Raw genomic sequence first — 18,955 nt, forward strand, 5'->3', positions numbered from 1 at the left:
TGAACTCGAAAAAAACCTGAATTTATTGTGAAATTATTTCCTGACTGCCGTCATCGAGGGTGCGCACGGCCACCGGCAGGATGTTCGGCAAGGCCTTGAGCAGCGCATCGGTGTTGTCGGACTTGAACACACTGGTCAGGCGCAGATTGCCGACTTTGTCGTTGCCGACGGTGAGGGGTTTCTCCCGATAGCGCGACACTTCCTCAGCCACTTCGGCAAGGCTGGCGTTGTTGAACACCAGTTTGCCGCTGCGCCAGGCGGTCAGTTCCGCCGGGTTAACGGCATACGCCGCCGCGACGGTGCCCTGGGCGTCGACACGTGTACCGAGGCCGGCAGTGAGGCTGATGAATTCGTTGTCGGGCGCACCGCGCCCCTGAACCTTGACCGTGCCTTGCTCCACCACGACCCGGGTGTCGCTGACGCCGCGACGCACATCGAAGCGGGTCCCGGTGACCGTGACTTTGCCGCTGCCCGCCTCGACCACGAACGGCCGATCGCTGTCGTGCGCGACGCTGAACATCGCCTCGCCTTCCATCAGCTCAATGTCTCGATGGCCTTTTTCATAGCGCACTTGAAGGCGGCTGCGGCTGTTCAGATCGATCACCGAACCGTCCGGCAACGCCACCTGGCGACGTTCGCCCAGGGCCGTCGAAAACTCGGCGGTGTAAGACGTGGGTTGATTCAAGCCGCTGAACAGTCCCAGGCCGAGCGCCACGGCCAGTACACTGGCCGCCACGGCATAACGCACCAGCGGATGACGTTTGCGGCGCACCGGCGGGGTTTCGCACAAGGCTTGCAGTCGCGCACGTGGCACCAGGTCTGCGGCGGTCCACAGGCCCTGAAGCAATTGAAATTCATCGCGGTGCTGAGAGTGCTCGTTCAGCCAAAGCTCAAAACGTCGACGCTCTTCGACGTCGACGGCCGGTTCCTGCAAACGCACAAACCACTGCGCCGCCTCATCGCGAACCGTTGTTTGCCCGCACGCACAATCACGAGTATCCATTATGGAAGTTCCTGTTTGGCTGGGGGTGAGAAGGTGCGGCGCCTTTGTTTCGTGCAGGAGCTGCCGAAGGCTGCGATCTTTTGGCGGTGTTGAAATCGCCGAACATCAAAGGATCGCAGGCTTCGCCAGCTCCTGCAAAAGCCAACGCACATCATGATTGCAGTCCGTCGAGGCGGTCGCGCAGATGCCGCAGGGTGCGGATCATATACTTTTCCACCATGTTCTTGGACAGTCCCAGGCGTTCGGCGATTTCGGCCTGGGTCAGGCCTTCGATCTTCTGCCAGACAAACACCTTGCGACAATTGACCGGCAGCTCGGCCAGCGCCCGTTCGATGCAATCAGCCAATTGGATCGCCTGCATGAAATGCTCCGGGTCGCCGGACGACGACACGCTGTGATCGATCGCCTCCGACTCCATGGCACCCCGCCGATCCTCACGCCGATAACCATCCACCGCGATATTGCGCGCAGTCTGGTGCAAATACGCCCGAGGCTGCGCCACCACCGCCGAATCCGACTCAAGCAACCGCACGAAGGTGTCGTGGGCCAGATCCTCGGCCTGCTGTCGATTTCTCAGGCGACGGGTCCAGGTGCCAACCAACTCTTCGTAATGCTCGAAAAAGCCGTGTCTGCGGGGCAGCTTGGGGGACATTGCGGTGTGCTGTGGAGATGGGGCGTGAATAGTAATGCTTCCTATTAACTGGAAGCAATGGATTCCAATCCGAGGCAGATCAACGGGAAAGTTGATTTAGGCACGGAGCCAAAGGATTCTGGCAGGCATCCAAAAGAAGCCAGTCACTGGCTGTAGCAAAGTGTGCTAATGCCAGTCATCGGCTTTCGTCCAGGAACCCCAGACATGCTCACCTCCTTTGCCTCACTGAAAAGAAAACCCCTCGCCCGCCTCGCGCTGGCCATCAGCCTTGCCACGCTCGGCCTGCCGTGTTGGGTCAACCAGGCCAGTGCCCACGGTGGCGCCGCTGAAATGGTGCCGTTGCAATCGGGTCTTGAAGAGTTTGGCGCAACCGTCAAATGGGACGACTACGCCGATCTGTTCGTGATTGCCAAGGACGGCGTTTATCTCAAGGTCAAGCCGGGCAGCAAAGTGGCGGTGCTCAACGGTAAACGGATGGAGCTGAGCGTGCCGGTGGTGTTCAAGGGCAAGACCGCCTTCATGTCCAAGGACTTTATAAATCAGGTGTTCCAGTCCGGTCTGGACAAGACGTTTGTCGTCGAGACACGCCCCAACCCGCTCAACCCGCTGAGCGCGGACGAGATCAAGACCGCTGTCGAGATCATCAGGCAATCGGAGCACTACAAACCCGGTTTCCGTTTCACCGAAGTCTCGGTCAACGAGCCGCCGAAGGAGCAGGTGTGGAATTTCGTCTACACCGGCGAGGACGTCGCCCAGCCGCGTCAGGCCAACATCGTGGTGCTCGACGGCAAGCATGTGATCGAGGGCCTGGTCGATCTCGACAGCAAGACGCTCAAGTCGTGGAAACCCGTCGAAGGCGCCCACGGCATGGTCCTGCTGGATGACTTCGCGACGGTGCAATCCGCCATCGAAGCGAGCCCCGACTATGCGCAGGCGCTGGCCAAACGCGGGATCACCGACGTGAAAAAGGTCGTGGCGACGCCGTTGACGGTCGGTTACTTCGACGGCAAGGACGGCCTGGCGCAGGACAAGCGGTTGCTGAAAATCGTCAGCTATCTGAATACCGGTGACGGTAACTACTGGGCGCACCCGATCGAGGGTCTGGTGGCGATTGTCGACCTGGAACAGAAGAAGCTGATCAAGATCGAAGACGACGCGGTCATTCCGGCGCCGATGAAACCCACGCCGTATGACGGGCGCGGGCGCAAGGGCACGTCGGTCAAGCCGCTGGAAATTACCGAGCCCGAGGGGAAAAACTACACCATCACCGGCAACAGCATTCACTGGCAGAACTGGGATTTCCACGTTCGCCTCGATTCCCGGGTCGGTCCGATCCTGTCCACGGTCACGTATGACGACAAGGGCAAGAAACGCAAAATCATGTACGAAGGTTCGCTCGGCGGCATGATCGTGCCCTACGGCGACCCCGATGGCGGGTGGTACTTCAAGGCCTATCTCGACTCGGGCGATTACGGCATGGGCACACTGACCTCGCCGATTGCGCGCGGCAAGGACGCGCCGGAAAACGCCGTGCTGCTGGACGCCACGATTGCCGACTACACCGGCGCACCCACCTCGATTCCCCGCGCCATGGCGGTGTTCGAGCGTTACGCCGGCCCGGAATACAAACACCAGGAAATGGGCCAGCCCAACCTCAGCACCGAACGGCGAGAACTGGTGGTGCGCTGGATCAGCACCGTCGGCAACTACGACTACATCTTCGACTGGGTTTTCCAGCAGAACGGCACCATCGGCATCGACGCCGGCGCCACCGGGATCGAAGCGGTCAAGGGTGTTAAATCGAAAACCATGCATGAAGCCACGGCCAAGGAAGACACGCGCTACGGCACGCTGCTGGACCACAACATCGTCGGCACCACGCACCAGCACATCTACAACTTCCGCCTCGACATGGACGTGGACGGTGAAAACAACTCACTGGTGGAAGTGAATCCGGTGGTGGCCCCGAACGACCGTGGCGGACCGCGGACCAGCACCATGCAGACCGAGCAACAAGTGGTCGGCACTGAACAGCAGGCCGCGCAGAAATTCGACCCCTCGACCGTTCGCCTGCTGACCAACTTCAGCAAGGAAAACAAAGTCGGCAACCCGGTTTCCTATCAGTTGATTCCGTATGCGGGCGGCACGCACCCGGTTGCCAAGGGTGCTAACTTCGGCAAGGATGAATGGCTCTATCACCGCCTGAGCTTCATGGACAAACAACTGTGGGTGACCCGCTACAACCCGGAAGAAAAGTACCCGGAAGGCAAATACCCGAACCGTTCGGACAAGGACGCGGGACTTGGGCAGTTCACCCACGACAATCAGTCCATCGAAAACGCCGATGATGTGGTCTGGTTGACCACCGGCACCACGCACATCGCCCGCGCGGAAGAATGGCCGATCATGCCGACCGAGTGGGTGCATGTGCTGTTGAAGCCGTGGAATTTCTTTGATGAGACGCCGACGTTGAACCTCAACGCGCCGAAGTAAGACACACACAACCCTGTGGGGGCGCGCTTGCTCGCTCCCACAGGAGTTAGGTGTTTATTCAATTGGATCTCAGGCGTGTTTTTTGCGGTATTCACCGGGCGAAATGCCGAACCGCGATTTGAACGCCGTGGAAAAGTAGCTCGAATCGGAAAAGCCCCACGAATACCCCAGCACCGACAACTTCTGCTCCGTACGCGATTGGCGCAGGGACTCCGCGCACAAATCCAGCCGACGATTCTTGATGTACCGCGCAACCACCAGGCCCTTCCTGGCGAACATCCGGTACAGCCCACGCGTCGACATGCCCACTTCTCGCGCCAGCCATTCGGGGCAAAGGTCTTCCGAGCGGATGTGCTCATCAATAAAGCCCAGGGTCTTGCGAAAGAGGCGCTCCTGCACATCCGTGCACGCTTCACTGTGGCTGATGGCCGGACGCAGCAGGCTGACAATCGCCTCCAGCGTCGCTTCGCTTTCTGCCCGGCTCAGGCATTGCTGGTGCGTGGCGTCCAGAATCAGACGGTGCGACAGCATCGCGATGGGCGATGTCGCGGCAATCCGGTGGCCGCACTTGACCTGACTGAAGCGCAGGGTTTGCTCGACCAGTTGCGAGGGAAGAATCAAGGACAACTGCCGCGAGTTTTCACTGTAGGTAAAGTCGCTGGGGCGCGAGGCGTCGATCAGCGTGATATCCCCGGCCGACAGCAACACCTTGCTGTCGCCCTGGGCCATACCGGCGGTGCCATCGAGCTGGAACACCGCAAAGTATTTGCCACCCTCGCCCGCCGCGACTTCCTGAGGCGTGCGGTACAGCCGAGCCTGGCGGGCATCGACAAAACTGAGCTTCAGCGCGCCGTCCTGGTGCTCGCGAATGTGTCCGGCAAACTCGTCACCCAGAGGCTGCGCGTTGAAGGCGCCACAGATCTGGTTGATCTGATGAATCCACTGATCGAAGCCATCACGGCGCTGTGCAATTGAAGAAATCATGTCGGGCCTCACGCAGGCTTGTTTTTATTATCTACGCCAATCCACGGGTTCTCCTGAACAGGGACGCTCCTTCGACAACAAGCGGGTTATTTAAGCCCGCCAAAACGCCGATAGAAGCTTTCGCCCACATCCGGCAACGGACCATCGGCGGTCTCCAGTGCGCTGTTCAACCATTCCTCGGCCTTGGCGTAGATCAGCCGGTAAATATTGCGGCACAACTGCCGGGCGGCGCGCCCTTCCCAATCGCCGGGCAACAATTCGTCCGGCAGCTGCGGGTCGCGCAACAGCAGTTTGCGGTACTCATGAATAAGCAGGACCCGTGCCAGGAAGCAGTCGGACGGCTGCAGGTTTTCCTGCTCGCGAAGCGCTTGCCAGAGCGGTCGGAACAGCTGGATGAACTCGCTGTAATGGGCCGCCAGCTCCTCGATGTTCCAGCTCTCGCGTACCTGCAGACGCAGGGCCTTGGAGGCCAGCACGTCTTGCGCGGTGGTTTCGAAAACGATGGTGTCTTCCTGGGCGCCAAGGTCGAGCAAGGTCGCGTTGACATCGGCCCGATCACTGCGCGGACAGGCCAGCACCGCCGGCGAGATCGCACCAAAACCTTGCCACTCCAGTTCTTCGCGCACTTGTTTGCGCTTGTCCTGGGTCAGTTGCGTGAGCATCACCAGGCACCACGAACCGTCCCATGCCGGAACGGTGGAGCTGTAGACGCGCTTGAAGGCCTTGTCGAAACGCCGGCGACCGGTGCCGGTCAGGCTGTAGTAGCTGCGACGCCCGACTTTCTCGGCGGTCAGCCAGCCTTCCTTGGTCAGGCGAAAAATCGAGGTGCGGATCAGCCGTTCGTTGATGCCGATGGGTTCGAGCAACTGAATCAGACTGCCCAGCCACACCGTGCCGCCGTGGGGTTCGATGGCATCCCCGTACAGCGTGATGATCAAGGAGCTGGCGCGGATCGGCGTCTGTTCCTGGAAGCGGGTAATCAGGTGGTTCAAGGGTGTCAGGGACGACATGGGCGTACCGAGCTGAAAAAAGAAAAGGAATATACCGAATGCGCCTCTCCCTGTGGGAGCGAGCCTGCTCGCGATTGCGCTGTGCCAGATAACAATGATGGTGACTGACACTCCGCAATCGCGAGCAGGCTCGCTCCCACAAGGGGATCAGCGTTCAAGAGACGCTGCCCTTGGGCCGCAGGCCGCTGTCGCTTATGCGCGGGCGGTCGGGTTCCGGTTCGGTCAGCGGCTCGCAGACGCGCATCTGCTCAAGGCAACGCCTGGCCAGTTGCTGATATTCGCGAGTACCCGCCTGTTTCCACGACACCTCTTCATCGCTGAGGCTGCGCTTGACACTGGCCGGCGCGCCCATGATCAGCGACTGCTCGGGGCATTCGAATCCCGCCTTGACGAACGCGGCCGCCGAGACGAATGAGCGAGCACCGATGCGCGCATTGTCCATCACCACCGCATTCATCCCCACCAGTGCATCTGCGCCAATCCGGCACCCGTGCAACACCGCGCCGTGACCAATGTGACCGTTGCGTTCGACCACGGTGTCGCTGTCCGGGAAACCGTGCATCACGCAGGTGTCCTGCAGATTGGCGCCCTCCTCCAGCACGATCCGGCCGAAGTCCCCGCGCAGGCTGGCCAGCGGCCCGACGTAGCACTGGGGACCGACAATCACATCACCGATCAAAACGGCTGACGGATGAACGTAAGCAGTGGGATCAACCACCGGGGTCAAGCCATCGAGGCTGTAGCAGGTCATGGGACGTTCCTTTTCATAAAGCGATGCAGATACTGGATCAGTTTGTATCACATCGCTTTTACCTTAACAAAGCACAAAAACCGTATCACTTATTAATCCCGCGATGCGAGGCGCTCCCGCACGCGCAAAAACCAAAGCTGAAGCCAATAAAAACGGCGACTTCAGCGAGTTTAGAATTTAATCAAAACCTTAACTGGCAAATCAAACCACCCCAAACAAGACACATTAATTAGACATTACTATTGCATTTGCGTATCACGTTGCGGGTATACTCGAGCAAAACCGGCCTACCGCGCCGATCCAATAATGAGCCGGCATTACAGCCGAGCGTGCACCGTGAGGGCATCCGCCATGCCTCTAACCCTTGCTGTCGAGATCATCGAGCCGGGCGTTCGCCTGATTACCCTGCTGCGTCCGCAAGCGCTGAATGCCCTGACCACCGAATTGCTCGGTGAACTGGCCGATGAACTGAGCACCGCCCAAGCCGATCCCGACACCCGCGTCGTGGTCCTGACCGGTAGCCGCAAGGCCTTCGCCGCTGGCGCCGACATCAAGGAAATGGCCGAGCGCGATCTGGTCGGCATCCTCGACGACCCGCGCCAGGCGTCGTGGCAAACCATCACCCGTTTCAACAAACCGCTGATCGCTGCCGTCAACGGCTTCGCCCTCGGCGGTGGCTGCGAACTGGCGATGCACGCCGACATCATCATTGCCGGTGAAGACGCCCGCTTCGGCCAGCCGGAAATCAACCTCGGAATCATGCCTGGCGCTGGCGGCACCCAACGCCTGTTGCGCGCCGTGGGCAAATCCATGGCCATGCAGATGGTCCTGACCGGCGAACCGATCGATGCCCGCCAGGCCCAACGCGCCGGTCTGATCAGCGAAGTGACGCAACCGGAATTCACTGTCGAACGCGCCCTGCAGGTCGCCCGCAGCATCGCCGCAAAAGCGCCGCTGGCCGTGCGCCTGGCCAAGGAGGCGTTGCTCAAGGCCATGGACACCGACCTCGCCAGCGGCCTGCGTTTCGAACGCCACGCCTTCACCGTGCTCGCCGGCACCCGTGACCGCGACGAAGGCATTCGGGCCTTTCAGGAAAAACGCACACCGACCTTCACCGGGCAGTAACCCGGTCAGCCAATGAATTCGAACGACCTCTCAGAGAGCGCCAAGACCATGAACTTCGAACACATCCTGTTTTCCATCGAGGCCGGCGTCGCCCTGCTCAGCCTCAATCGGCCGGACCAGCTCAACAGCTTCAATGCGCAGATGCATGGCGAAGTGAAAGAAGCGCTGAAACAGGTCCGGCAGAACCCGGACGTGCGCGTCTTGCTGCTGACCGGTGAAGGTCGCGGCTTCTGCGCCGGCCAAGACCTCAGCGACCGCAATGTCGCGCCGGGCAGTGCCGTGCCGGATCTTGGCGAGTCGATCGAGAAGTTCTACAACCCGCTGATCCGCCAGTTGCGTGACTTGCCGCTGCCGGTGATCTGCGCGGTCAACGGCGTGGCGGCCGGGGCTGGCGCGAACATTCCGCTGGCGTGCGACCTGGTAGTGGCGGCGCGTTCGGCGAGCTTCATCCAGGCTTTCTGCAAGATCGGCTTGATCCCCGATTCCGGCGGTACCTGGACCCTGCCACGCCTGGTCGGCATGGCCCGCGCCAAGGCACTGGCCCTGCTGGGCAATCGCCTGACGGCGGAGCAGGCCGAGCAATGGGGGCTGATCTATCGCGTGGTCGACGATGCCGACCTGCGCCATGAAGCCCTGACGCTTGCCCGCCATCTGGCCACGCAACCGACGTATGGGTTGGCGCTGATCAAGCGCAGCCTGAACGCCAGCCTGAGCAACACGTTCGACGAACAACTGGAGCTGGAAAAAGACCTGCAACGCTTGGCCGGGCGCAGCGAGGATTACCGTGAAGGCGTCAGCGCCTTCATGGAAAAACGCAGCCCAAGCTTCAAGGGGCGCTGAGTCATGACCGCACTGAACACCAACGCGCGCATCGCGGTGATCGGCGCCGGGGCCATGGGCGCAGGCATCGCTCAGGTCGCGGCACAGGCCGGTCATCCGGTGCTGTTGCTCGACAACCTTCCGGGCGCTGCCGCTCAGGCCATCGACGGCATTGACCGGCAACTGGTCAAGCGTGTCGAGAAAGGCAAGCTGTCGGACGAAGCACGGAAGGCAACGGTCTCGCGTTTAGAGGCGGTGGAAGCCATCGAAGCGCTGGCCGATTGCGAGCTGATCATCGAAGCCATCGTCGAAAACCTCGAGGTCAAGCGCGCCCTTTTTCGTCAGCTGGAAGGCATCTGCGGTGAGCACTGCATTCTGGCCAGCAACACTTCTTCGCTGTCGATCACCAGCATCGCTGCGCAGCTGAGTCATCCGCAACGCTTGCTAGGCCTGCACTTCTTCAACCCGGCGCCGGTCATGGCGCTGGTGGAAATTGTCTCGGGTCTGGCCAGCGACCCGGCGCTGGCCGAGTGTCTTTACGACACCGCCAACGCCTGGGGCAAGAAACCGGTACACACCCGCTCGACACCGGGCTTCATCGTCAACCGCGTCGCTCGCCCGTTCTACGCCGAAAGCCTGCGCCTGCTGCAGGAGGGCGTGGCCGATTGCGCGACGCTGGATGCGTTGATGCGCGAAGCCGGGGGCTTTGCGATGGGCGCGTTTGAACTGACTGATCTGATTGGCCATGACGTCAACTATGCCGTGACCTGTTCGGTGTTCGACGCCTATTACGGCGACACGCGATTCCTGCCGTCGTTGATTCAGAAGGAATTGGTGGAGGCCGGGCGTCTCGGTCGCAAAAGCGGTCATGGTTTCTACAACTATGCCGAAGGTGCGGAGCGTCCACTGCCGACATTCATCAGCAGCAAACAGACCGTCGCAACCTGCACGGCCGAAGGTGATCTGGGCATCGCCAACGCACTGATCCAGCGATTGCGCAAACACCGGATCGACGTCATTCAGCGCGATGGACAAGGCTTGCTGCGGGTCGGTGATGCCGTGCTCGCATTGAGCGACGGGCGCATGGCCGGTCAGCGCGCCAAAGAAGACGGCTTGCGCAATCTGATCCTGCTCGACCTCGTAGCCGACTTCGGCCAGTCGACTCGAATAGCGATCAGTTGCTCGGCCGGCATCAGCCCCGATGCGCTCGAACACGGCGTTGCGCTGCTGCAACAGGCCGGATTCACCGTCAGCTTACTCAGTGACAGTCCGGCACTCGCCGTCTTGCGCACCGTCGCGATGCTCGCCAACGAAGCCGCCGACGCCGTGCTGCAAGGCGTGGCCTCGGCCGCCGACATCGATCTGGCGATGCGCGCCGGGGTCAATTACCCGCAAGGCCCGCTGGCCTGGGCCGATGCCATCGGCCCTGCGCACATCCTCAACGTGCTGGAAAACCTGCAAGCCAGTTACGGCGAAGAACGCTATCGACCGTCGCTGCTGTTGCGCCGCCGCGTTGCCGAAGGGAGGACTTTCCATGACTAACCATGAAGCGATGAACCTGGCCAGCACCTGCGCGCAAACGCTGTTCAAGCGCGACACCGCCAGCCAGGCGATGGGCATGCGCCTGCTCTCGACCGCTCCGGGTTGCGCCCGCGTCGGCATGAGCGTGCGCGCCGACATGATTCAAGGCCACGGCACCTGCCACGGCGGCTACCTGTTCGCCCTCGCCGACTCGGCGTTCGCCTTTGCCTGCAACAGCTACAACGAAGCCACGGTGGCCATCGGTTGCAGCATCGACTACATCGCCCCGGCACGCCTGGGCGACACCTTGACCGCCGATTGCACCGAGCAAAGCCGCTCCGGTCGCACCGGCAACTACGACGTGCGCATTGAAAACCAACTGGGCCAGCTGATTGCCCTGTTCCATGGCAAATCCTACAAAGTGCGCGGCACAGTGCTCGCGCAGGAGACCCCGAATGAATGACGCCTTGATCATCGATGCGGTGCGGACCCCGATCGGCCGCTATGCCGGCGCCTTGAGCGGCGTGCGCGCCGACGACCTCGGCGCGGTGCCGTTGCGTGAATTGCTGCGCCGTCACCCGCAGGTCGACTGGAACGCGGTCGACGATGTGATCTACGGCTGCGCCAACCAGGCCGGCGAAGACAACCGCAACGTCGCGCGCATGTCGGCGCTGCTGGCCGGACTGCCGGTCAGCGTGCCGGGCACCACACTCAACCGTTTGTGCGGTTCCGGGCTGGATGCGATCGGCACGGCGGCGCGGGCGATTCGTTGCGGCGAGGCCGGGCTGATGCTGGTCGGCGGCGTCGAATCGATGTCCCGCGCACCGTTGGTGATGGGCAAGGCCGAGCAGGCGTTCTCCCGGGACGCGCAGCTCTACGACACCACCATTGGCTGGCGCTTCGTCAATCCGCTGATGAAAAAAGCCTACGGCATCGACTCGATGCCGGAGACCGCCGAGAACGTCGCCGAGCAGTTCAACATCTCCCGCGCCGACCAGGACGCTTTCGCCCTGCGCAGCCAGCAGCGTGCCAGCGCGGCACAGGCCAGCGGGCGTCTGGCCAGGGAAATCGTCGCAGTCGAGATCCCCCAGCGCAAAGGCCCGGCCAAAGTCGTCGAGCACGACGAACACCCGCGCGGCGACACCACGCTTGAGCAACTGCAGAAGCTCGGCACACCGTTTCGTGAAGGGGGCAGCGTCACTGCCGGCAACGCCTCCGGGGTCAATGACGGCGCCTGTGCACTGTTGCTCGCCAGTCCGGAAATCGCCAAACACCATGGTTTGAAAGCACGTGGCAGGGTCGTCGCCATGGCCACTGCCGGCGTCGAGCCGCGAATCATGGGCATCGGCCCGCTGCCGGCCACGCGCAAGGTGCTGGAACTGGCCAACCTGAGCCTGGCGGACATGGACGTGATCGAACTCAACGAAGCCTTCGCCGCGCAAGGCCTGGCGGTGCTGCGTGAGCTCGGCCTGAGCGACACCGATCCGCGGGTCAACCCGAACGGCGGCGCGATTGCCCTCGGCCATCCGTTGGGCATGAGCGGCGCACGCCTGGTGACCACCGCCCTGCACGAACTGGAAGAACGTCAAGGCCGCTACGCCTTGTGCACCATGTGCATCGGCGTCGGCCAGGGCATCGCGCTGATCATCGAGCGTCTGTCCGACTAAAGAATCGCGATTCCCGGGGAGCCGAGAGGTATCCTTGGGGCATGCACTCAAAGCCCGGCTGAGGCCGGGCTGGAACACAAAAATAATTCGAGTGAAGTTATGAACATGCCAATTGCCAAAGCCGTGCTTGATCCAGTGCTGGACCCGATTGAAACCGCCAGCATCGACGAACTCCGTCAGCTCCAGCTGGATCGCCTGCGCTGGAGCCTGAACCACGCCTACAACAATGTGCCGCTGTATCGGCAACGCTTCGATGCGCTGGGCGTACACCCGGATGACATCAAATGCCTGGAAGATCTGGCGAAGTTTCCGTTCACCACCAAATCCGACCTGCGCGACAACTACCCCTACGGCATGTTCGCCGTGCCGATGCACGACGTGGTGCGCCTGCACGCATCCAGCGGCACCACGGGCAAACCGACCGTCGTCGGTTATACCCAGAACGACATCGACACCTGGGCCAACGTAGTCGCTCGATCGATCCGCGCAGCGGGTGGCCGACGGGGCGACAAAGTGCATATTTCCTATGGCTACGGCCTGTTCACCGGCGGCCTCGGCGCGCACTACGGTGCCGAACGCCTGGGCTGCACGGTGATTCCGATGTCCGGTGGCCAGACTGAAAAGCAAGTGCAACTGATCAAGGATTTCCAGCCGGACATCATCATGGTCACCCCGTCCTACATGCTCAACATCGCCGATGAAATCGAGCGCCAGGGCATCGACCCGCACAAACTGGCCCTGCGCCTGGGCATCTTCGGCGCCGAACCCTGGACCGGCGAACTGCGCAGCGCCATCGAAAACCGTTTGGGCATTACCGCACTGGACATCTACGGCCTCTCGGAAATCATGGGGCCGGGTGTCGCCATGGAGTGCGCGGAATCCAAGGACGGGCCGACGATCTGGGAAGACCACTTCTACCCGGAAATCATCGACCCGGTCACCGGCGAAGTACTGCCGGACGGGCAGATGGGCGAGCTCGTGTTCACGTCGCTGAGCAAAGAAGCCCTGCCGATGATCCGCTATCGCACCCGCGACCTGACGCGCTTGCTGCCGGGGACTGCGCGGCCGATGCGGCGGATCGACAAGATCACCGGGCGCAGCGATGACATGTTGATCATTCGCGGGGTGAACGTGTTCCCGACGCAGATCGAAGAGCAGGTGCTGAAAATCAAACAGCTTTCAGAGTGTTACGAGATTCACCTGTATCGCAATGGGAACCTGGACAGCGTTGATGTGCATGTCGAGCTCAAGGCTGAACACCAGCACCTGAACGATGAACAGCAGAAGGCTGTTTGTGGCGAGTTGAGTCGGCATATCAAGACGTATATCGGGATCAGTTCGCGGATCGTCTTGCAGCCGATGCATTCGATCAAGCGCTCTGAGGGCAAGGCTTGTCACGTGATGGACAAGCGCCCGAAGGCATGACTGCTGCACCCTTTTTGGCCCCGCTTTTGCGGGGCTTTTTTTTGGGTGTACTCGGGCTCTGTGGGAGCTGGCTTGCCAGCGATGACGGCCTGATAGCCGGCCTGCAGCTCTTCAGAATCATCGGCGGTGAACGCCCATGTCATGCCCGCCAACAATCCCTGTGGGAGCTAGCCTGCTAGCGATGGAGGGCCAGACACTGCGTTCATTCAGACAGCACGCGTTTTCGTTGGCGGCCATCGCTAGCAGGCTAGCTGTGTAAACCCACCACGTTGTTCACGGATGCTATTCGGCTAATTGGTGGCAAATAACTCAGGCTGGCATGCGGGCGATGCCAGTTGTACTCGTGCAACCACGACGTCAGGTAGGTCGCACGTTGGTCTGAGCTTTCGTAACTTCTGGCGTAGGCCCATTCGCGCAGAGCGGTTTGGATAAATCGCTCTGCCTTGCCATTCGTTCGTGGTGTGTAAGGTTTGGTATAGATGTGTTTAAGCCCCAGCCGTCGACATAGACGCTTGAAACGTCCGGACTTGTAGCAAGGGCCGTTATCGGTCATTACCCGCTCGAAGCAAACGCCAAGGCTTGCGTAGTAGCGCAGGGCCCGGATCAGCGCGAGGCAGGCGCTACGCCCACTTTGGTCTGCGTACAAACCGCTGTGTGCCACTCGACTGTTATCGTCGATGGCAACATGGGCGTATTCCCAACCGACATGGTAAGAGCGGCCTTTTAGGCGGTCTCGTGTCACTCGATGACCTGGTTTGTTAAAACGCCCCAGCTTCTTGATGTCCAGGTGAAGCAGACCTCCGGGCTGAGAATATTCGTAGCGAATCACTGGCGGTGGCGGTTCCAGGTATGCCAAACGGTTGAGGCCGTTACGGCTCAATAACCTGCCCACAGTGCTGTGTCCCACCTTCAAGTCCTGGCTGATTTGGCGATAGGTTTTTCGCTGGCGACGTAGCTCAAGCACTTGTTCCTGGCGCATCTCAGGAAGCGCGTGCGGACAGAACTTGGGGCGGGACGAACGATCCTGCAGTCCTTCCTCGCCTTCAGCACGATAGCGATTAAGCCACTTGTAGGCAGTGCGAACACTGACTCCTTGAGACTGAGCTACCTCAACAGGTCTCAGGCCTTCCTTAAGGATTCGTTGAACAAGAAGGGCTCGACCGGAAACGGTTAATCGGGCATTTTTATGAACGTTCACTCGGGGCCTCCGGGTGCTTGGTTTGGTTCGCACCTCCAATTTCCCGGAAAAGTCCCGAGTGAACAACCTACAGAGAGATCACAGCTAGCTCCCACAGGGAATGTACACATCCGAAGAGCCTGGCCGGCCGGGAGGCCGCCTCGGTTGCATGGGCGGCGGGCCCACGGAGCAGGACCGGAGCGAGGGCACCTTGAGCCTGGGCGAAGGGCCGAACGAAAGGGGCAAAAGCGCTTGGTTACTTGGCGCTTCTCCAAGTGACTCGCCGTAAGGGCGAAACCAATAGCCGCCGTTACCGAAGAAACGGATATGTACACCCACCCCCTCCCCCCCAAAGCGATACAAAAAACAATACGACACTATATTTTCTGTTTGATATTAAATTCTGTATCGCTTATAAAGTTCTCCATGCCCTCGATTCAGATTCAAGGCGGGAGACCCCCATGTACGCACAGCTCGTAGAAACCGGCGTAAAGCGCATCAAAGACCTCTCGGAGATGTCCGAACAGGAACGTGCCTTCCAGGAAAAAATCGATTCAGAAATCAAGATCGAAGCGAAAAACTGGATGCCTGATGCCTATCGCCAGACCCTGATCCGCCAGATCTCCCAGCACGCCCACTCCGAAATCGTCGGCATGCTGCCCGAAGGCAACTGGGTCACCCGCGCGCCATCGCTCAAACGCAAACTGCAACTGATGGCCAAGATTCAGGACGAAGCGGGCCACGGCCTGTACCTGTACAGCGCCATGGAAACCCTCGGCGCCGACCGTGACGAGGAAATCGCCAAGCTGCACAGCGGCAAGGCCAAGTACTCGAGCATCTTCAACTACCCGACCTTGAACTGGGCCGACATGGGCGCTGTGGGCTGGCTGGTGGATGGCGCAGCGATCGTCAACCAGGTCGTATTGCAGCGCACCTCGTATGGCCCCTACTCCCGGGCCATGGTGCGCATCTGCAAGGAAGAAAGTTTCCACCAGCGCCAGGGCTACGAAATCCTCCTGACCATGATGCGCCACGGCAATCAGGCACAAAAAGACATGGTCCAGGACGCGATCAACCGCCTGTGGTGGCCGTCACTGATGATGTTCGGTCCAAGCGACGAACACTCCCCCAACAGCGCCCAGTCCATGGCCTGGAAAATCAAGCGCCAGAGCAACGACGAACTGCGCCAGCGCTTTATCGACCAGACCATCCCGCAACTCGAATTGCTCGGTTGCACCTGCCCCGACCCGGACCTGAAGTGGAACGCCGAGCGCGGTCACTACGACTTCGGCGAAATTCAGTGGAGCGAGTTCTACGAAGTGCTCAAGGGCAACGGCCCGTGCAACCAGGAACGCGTCGCCACCCGCCGCAAGGCGATCGAAGACGGCGCCTGGGTCCGTGAAGCCGCGGTCGCACACGCTCGCAAAAAACACAACAAGAACGCCGCCTGATTCGGCCACCTGATCTGGAGACACCGCCATGTCCGAATGGACCCTTTTCGAAGTCTTCGTGCGCAGCAAGCACGGCCTCAACCACAAGCATGTGGGCAGCGTGCACGCCGCCGACACCACCATGGCCATCGAAAACGCGCGCGAGTTGTACACCCGTCGCAGCGAAGGCGTGAGCCTGTGGGTGGTGCCATCGGCGCTGATCACCGCCTCATCGCCGGATGAAAAAGACCCGCTGTTCGACCCCTCGGACGACAAGGTCTACCGCCACGCCAGCTTCTACGAGCTGCCGGCCGAAGTCGGGCACATGTGAGGTCGACCATGAACACCAAGACTGATCTGATCGAATACCTGTTGCGCCTCGGCGACAGCGCCCTGATCCAGGGCCAGCGCCTGTGCCAATGGTGCGGCAAGGCCCCGGCGCTTGAAGAAGAACTGGCGCTGATGAATGTCGGCCTCGACCTCGTCGGCCAGGCACGCAACTGGCTCGAATACGCCGCCGAACTGCTGGACGACGGCCGCGATGCCGATCACCTGGCATTCCGCCGCGATGAGCGCGCCTATCGCAATCTGCTGCTGGTGGAACAACCCAACGGCGATTACGCGGTGACTATCCTCAAGCAGTTCCTGTATGACGCCTGGCACCTGCAAGTGCTCAGAGGCCTGAGCCAGTCCAGCGACGAGCGTATCGCCGGGATCGCCGCCAAAGCGGTGAAGGAAGTGACCTATCACCTGCGCCGGTCCGGCGAGTGGGTCGAGCGTCTGGGCGACGGCACCGAGGAAAGCCACCAACGCATGCTCGCGGCGATCCCTGAGGTCTGGCGCTTCACCGTTGAACTGACCAGTGCCGATGACAGCGAACAGCGTTTGCACGCAGCCGGCATTACCCCGGACGCTGCCCAGGTCGCTGCGGCCTGGCAAGCCAAGGTCAACGAGATTTTCGCCAGCGCCACCCTGCCCGTGCCGGCCGCGCCGAACTATTTCTATCTGAATGCACGCAAGGGCCTGCACACCGAACACCTGGGCATTCTGTTGGCCGAGATGCAATTCCTGCCACGAGCGTACCCCGATGCGACCTGGTGACCTGATCGCCAGCGACCTCGGCGCCCGGCCGGCACAACCGACCGACCTGGCCGCCGCGTGGGCGACTCTGGCGCAAGTCATGGACCCGGAAGTGCCGGTGGTCAGCGTCGTAGACCTGGGCATCGTGCGCGACCTCGACTGGCAAGCCGGGCATCTGCATGTGGTGGTCACACCGACCTACTCCGGCTGCCCCGCCACCGAAGTGATCGAAAGCGATATCCGCGATGCGCTGGAGCTCGCCGGTTTTCGGGCGCCGCAGCTGGAACGCAAATTGACCCCGGCCTGGACCACCGACTGGATCACCGACAGCGGCCGCGAACGCCTGCGTGCCTACGGCATTGCACCGCCCGACGGCAGCACCAGCAAGCGCAGCCTGCTCGGTGAAAGCCCGGTGATCGTCTGCCCGCAATGCGGCAGCGCGCACACCGAAGTGCTCAGCGAGTTCGGCTCCACCGCGTGCAAGGCGTTGTACCGCTGCGTCGATTGCCGGGAACCGTTCGACTATTTCAAGTGCATCTGAGCGGCGATCGGCCGTCCCAGCTGGAGAACAATAATGAGTAAATTTCACAGCCTGACCATCAAGGACGTTCGCGCCGAGACCCGTGACGCGGTGTCCATCGCCTTCGAGATTCCGCAGCACCTGCAAGACAGCTTTCACTTCACCCAGGGCCAGCACCTGGTGATGCGTACGCAAATGGACGGCGAAGAAGTGCGTCGTTCGTATTCGATCTGCACCGGCGTCAACGACGGTGAATTGCGCATCGCCATCAAGCGCGTCGCGGGCGGGCGTTTTTCAGCGTTTGCCAACGAACAACTGAAGGCCGGACACAGTCTGGAAGTGATGCCGCCGGCCGGGCATTTTCATGTCGAGCTCGATCCGGCTCGCCATGGCAACTACCTCGCGGTTGCAGCAGGCAGCGGCATCACGCCGATCCTGTCGATCATCAAGACCACCCTGCAAACCGAACCGCACAGCCGCGTCACGCTGCTGTATGGCAACCGTTCAAGTTCCGGCGCGCTGTTTCGCGAACAGCTCGAAGACCTGAAAAACCGCTACTTGCAGCGCCTGAACCTGATCTTCGTCTTCAGCCGCGAACAGCAGGATGTCGACCTGTACAACGGCCGGATCAACGCCGAGAAATGCGAGCAACTGTTCACTCGCTGGCTCGACGTCAAAGCCCTCGACGCGGCGTTCATCTGCGGCCCGCAGGAAATGACCGAAACCGTACGCGACAGCCTGAAAGCCAACGGCATGCCGGCTGAGCGTATCCACTTCGAACTGTTTGCCGCCGCCGGCAGCCAGCAAAAACGCGAAGCGCGGGAAGCCGCACGGCAGGTGGATGCCGCGGTCAGCCAGATCACCGTCATCAGCGACGGCCGCGCCCTCGCCTTCGATCTGCCGCGCAACACCCAGAGCATCCTCGACGCCGGCAACGCCCAAGGCGCCGAACTGCCCTACTCGTGCAAGGCCGGCGTGTGCTCGACCTGCAAATGCAAGGTCATCGAAGGCGAAGTGGAAATGGACAGCAACCACGCCCTGGAAGATTACGAAGTGGCTGCCGGTTATGTGCTGTCGTGCCAGGCCTTTCCGGTCAGCGACAAAGTCGTCCTGGATTTCGATCAGCTCTAAGACGCAACGCAAAACACCTGTGGGAGCGAGCCTGCTCGCGATGAAGGAAGTCCATCCAGCATCAATGGAGGCTGACCCACCGCTATTGCGAGCAGGCTCGCTCCCACAGGGGCCAGTGAACGACCGGAATACACCGTTTCACCCCACAACAAAAACAACAACCGAGA

The 18,955-nt window shown here is 61.1% G+C and carries 18 protein-coding genes; 12 read left to right on the top strand and 6 right to left on the bottom strand.

Going from position 1 to position 18,955, the window contains the following annotated elements:
* Positions 1-22 precede the first annotated feature (22 nt).
* Both B723_RS27015 and B723_RS27020 read right to left on the bottom strand, forming a co-directional pair.
* Complete coding sequence (locus tag B723_RS27015; protein WP_031319030.1) at positions 23-1,006, bottom strand: FecR family protein; 984 nt, start codon at positions 1,004-1,006, stop codon at positions 23-25.
* Positions 1,007-1,154: 148 nt separating this feature from the next.
* Entirely contained in the window at positions 1,155-1,655 is a 501-nt protein-coding gene (locus B723_RS27020; protein WP_017339733.1) for a sigma-70 family RNA polymerase sigma factor, read from the bottom strand.
* 204 nt (positions 1,656-1,859) lie between these two features.
* On the opposite strand from B723_RS27020, the gene tynA reads away from it, so the two are divergent.
* Entirely contained in the window at positions 1,860-4,148 is a 2,289-nt protein-coding gene (gene tynA, locus B723_RS27025; protein ID WP_017339734.1) for a primary-amine oxidase, read from the top strand.
* Between the two features lie 69 nt (positions 4,149-4,217).
* Here the strand turns inward: tynA and feaR are convergent, their stop codons facing one another.
* From feaR to paaY, 3 genes are all read right to left on the bottom strand, one after another.
* On the bottom strand, positions 4,218-5,132 hold the full coding sequence (gene feaR / locus B723_RS27030) for a transcriptional regulator FeaR (protein WP_017339735.1): 915 nt from the start codon (positions 5,130-5,132) through the stop codon (positions 4,218-4,220).
* Between the two features lie 86 nt (positions 5,133-5,218).
* On the bottom strand, positions 5,219-6,142 hold the full coding sequence (paaX, locus tag B723_RS27035; RefSeq protein ID WP_017339736.1) for a phenylacetic acid degradation operon negative regulatory protein PaaX: 924 nt from the start codon (positions 6,140-6,142) through the stop codon (positions 5,219-5,221).
* Between the two features lie 154 nt (positions 6,143-6,296).
* Positions 6,297-6,893 (bottom strand): phenylacetic acid degradation protein PaaY, encoded by a 597-nt coding sequence (paaY, locus tag B723_RS27040; protein ID WP_017339737.1) that lies wholly within the window; start codon positions 6,891-6,893, stop codon positions 6,297-6,299.
* Between the two features lie 351 nt (positions 6,894-7,244).
* Between paaY and paaF the strand changes: the two genes are divergently transcribed.
* The 6 genes from paaF (at position 7,245) to paaK (ending at position 13,450) form a co-directional block, all read left to right on the top strand.
* The gene (gene paaF / locus B723_RS27045) at positions 7,245-8,018 is read left to right on the top strand and encodes a 2,3-dehydroadipyl-CoA hydratase PaaF (RefSeq protein ID WP_017339738.1); all 774 of its coding nucleotides are present in this window, start codon (positions 7,245-7,247) and stop codon (positions 8,016-8,018) included.
* Positions 8,019-8,066: 48 nt separating this feature from the next.
* Positions 8,067-8,858 carry a 2-(1,2-epoxy-1,2-dihydrophenyl)acetyl-CoA isomerase PaaG gene (gene paaG / locus B723_RS27050; protein WP_017339739.1) on the top strand — a complete coding sequence of 264 codons (792 nt, stop codon included), beginning with the start codon at positions 8,067-8,069 and terminating at the stop codon, positions 8,856-8,858.
* A gap of 3 nt (positions 8,859-8,861) precedes the next feature.
* On the top strand, positions 8,862-10,379 hold the full coding sequence (paaH, locus tag B723_RS27055) for a 3-hydroxyacyl-CoA dehydrogenase PaaH (protein WP_017339740.1): 1,518 nt from the start codon (positions 8,862-8,864) through the stop codon (positions 10,377-10,379).
* A complete protein-coding gene (paaI, locus tag B723_RS27060; RefSeq protein WP_017339741.1) occupies positions 10,372-10,821 on the top strand; it encodes a hydroxyphenylacetyl-CoA thioesterase PaaI in 450 nt (149 codons plus the stop codon). The genes paaH and paaI overlap by 8 nt, the downstream gene beginning before the upstream one ends.
* Positions 10,814-12,025, top strand: coding sequence for a 3-oxoadipyl-CoA thiolase (pcaF, locus tag B723_RS27065; RefSeq protein ID WP_017339742.1), 1,212 nt, complete (start codon positions 10,814-10,816; stop codon positions 12,023-12,025). The genes paaI and pcaF overlap by 8 nt, the downstream gene beginning before the upstream one ends.
* Positions 12,026-12,124: 99 nt before the next feature.
* Complete coding sequence (gene paaK / locus B723_RS27070; protein WP_017339743.1) at positions 12,125-13,450, top strand: phenylacetate--CoA ligase PaaK; 1,326 nt, start codon at positions 12,125-12,127, stop codon at positions 13,448-13,450.
* A 247-nt stretch (positions 13,451-13,697) separates the two neighbouring features.
* Here paaK and B723_RS32630 read toward each other — a convergent pair whose 3' ends face one another.
* Positions 13,698-14,648, bottom strand: a complete 951-nt coding sequence (locus B723_RS32630) for an IS481 family transposase (protein WP_080995161.1) — start codon at positions 14,646-14,648, stop codon at positions 13,698-13,700.
* A 440-nt stretch (positions 14,649-15,088) separates the two neighbouring features.
* On the opposite strand from B723_RS32630, the gene paaA reads away from it, so the two are divergent.
* Genes paaA through paaE form a run of 5 tightly spaced genes read left to right on the top strand, consistent with a single transcriptional unit; the run spans position 15,089 to position 18,788 of the window.
* The gene (gene paaA, locus B723_RS27080; RefSeq protein ID WP_017339745.1) at positions 15,089-16,078 is read left to right on the top strand and encodes a 1,2-phenylacetyl-CoA epoxidase subunit PaaA; all 990 of its coding nucleotides are present in this window, start codon (positions 15,089-15,091) and stop codon (positions 16,076-16,078) included.
* A 28-nt stretch (positions 16,079-16,106) separates the two neighbouring features.
* Positions 16,107-16,388, top strand: coding sequence for a 1,2-phenylacetyl-CoA epoxidase subunit PaaB (gene paaB / locus B723_RS27085; RefSeq protein WP_007943393.1), 282 nt, complete (start codon positions 16,107-16,109; stop codon positions 16,386-16,388).
* Between the two features lie 8 nt (positions 16,389-16,396).
* Positions 16,397-17,158 (top strand): 1,2-phenylacetyl-CoA epoxidase subunit PaaC, encoded by a 762-nt coding sequence (paaC, locus tag B723_RS27090; protein ID WP_017339746.1) that lies wholly within the window; start codon positions 16,397-16,399, stop codon positions 17,156-17,158.
* Positions 17,145-17,678, top strand: a complete 534-nt coding sequence (paaD, locus tag B723_RS27095; protein WP_017339747.1) for a 1,2-phenylacetyl-CoA epoxidase subunit PaaD — start codon at positions 17,145-17,147, stop codon at positions 17,676-17,678. The genes paaC and paaD overlap by 14 nt, the downstream gene beginning before the upstream one ends.
* A gap of 33 nt (positions 17,679-17,711) precedes the next feature.
* On the top strand, positions 17,712-18,788 hold the full coding sequence (gene paaE / locus B723_RS27100; protein WP_017339748.1) for a 1,2-phenylacetyl-CoA epoxidase subunit PaaE: 1,077 nt from the start codon (positions 17,712-17,714) through the stop codon (positions 18,786-18,788).
* The last annotated feature ends 167 nt before the right edge of the window (positions 18,789-18,955 follow it).

It is taken from the genome of Pseudomonas fluorescens NCIMB 11764 (genome assembly GCF_000293885.2).
GTDB classification, from domain to species: domain Bacteria; phylum Pseudomonadota; class Gammaproteobacteria; order Pseudomonadales; family Pseudomonadaceae; genus Aquipseudomonas; species Aquipseudomonas fluorescens_B.

Coding starts and splice junctions, on each gene's coding strand:
- paaF (WP_017339738.1), top strand. CDS start 7,245: ATGCCTCTAACCCTTGCTGTCGAGATCATCGAGCCGGGCGTTCGCCTG.
- paaC (WP_017339746.1), top strand. CDS start 16,397: ATGAACACCAAGACTGATCTGATCGAATACCTGTTGCGCCTCGGCGAC.
- B723_RS27020 (WP_017339733.1), bottom strand. CDS start 1,655: ATGTCCCCCAAGCTGCCCCGCAGACACGGCTTTTTCGAGCATTACGAA.
- paaX (WP_017339736.1), bottom strand. CDS start 6,142: ATGTCGTCCCTGACACCCTTGAACCACCTGATTACCCGCTTCCAGGAA.
- paaG (WP_017339739.1), top strand. CDS start 8,067: ATGAACTTCGAACACATCCTGTTTTCCATCGAGGCCGGCGTCGCCCTG.
- paaH (WP_017339740.1), top strand. CDS start 8,862: ATGACCGCACTGAACACCAACGCGCGCATCGCGGTGATCGGCGCCGGG.
- paaE (WP_017339748.1), top strand. CDS start 17,712: ATGAGTAAATTTCACAGCCTGACCATCAAGGACGTTCGCGCCGAGACC.
- paaY (WP_017339737.1), bottom strand. CDS start 6,893: ATGACCTGCTACAGCCTCGATGGCTTGACCCCGGTGGTTGATCCCACT.
- paaB (WP_007943393.1), top strand. CDS start 16,107: ATGTCCGAATGGACCCTTTTCGAAGTCTTCGTGCGCAGCAAGCACGGC.
- paaI (WP_017339741.1), top strand. CDS start 10,372: ATGACTAACCATGAAGCGATGAACCTGGCCAGCACCTGCGCGCAAACG.
- pcaF (WP_017339742.1), top strand. CDS start 10,814: ATGAATGACGCCTTGATCATCGATGCGGTGCGGACCCCGATCGGCCGC.
- tynA (WP_017339734.1), top strand. CDS start 1,860: ATGCTCACCTCCTTTGCCTCACTGAAAAGAAAACCCCTCGCCCGCCTC.
- paaK (WP_017339743.1), top strand. CDS start 12,125: ATGAACATGCCAATTGCCAAAGCCGTGCTTGATCCAGTGCTGGACCCG.
- feaR (WP_017339735.1), bottom strand. CDS start 5,132: ATGATTTCTTCAATTGCACAGCGCCGTGATGGCTTCGATCAGTGGATT.
- paaD (WP_017339747.1), top strand. CDS start 17,145: ATGCGACCTGGTGACCTGATCGCCAGCGACCTCGGCGCCCGGCCGGCA.
- paaA (WP_017339745.1), top strand. CDS start 15,089: ATGTACGCACAGCTCGTAGAAACCGGCGTAAAGCGCATCAAAGACCTC.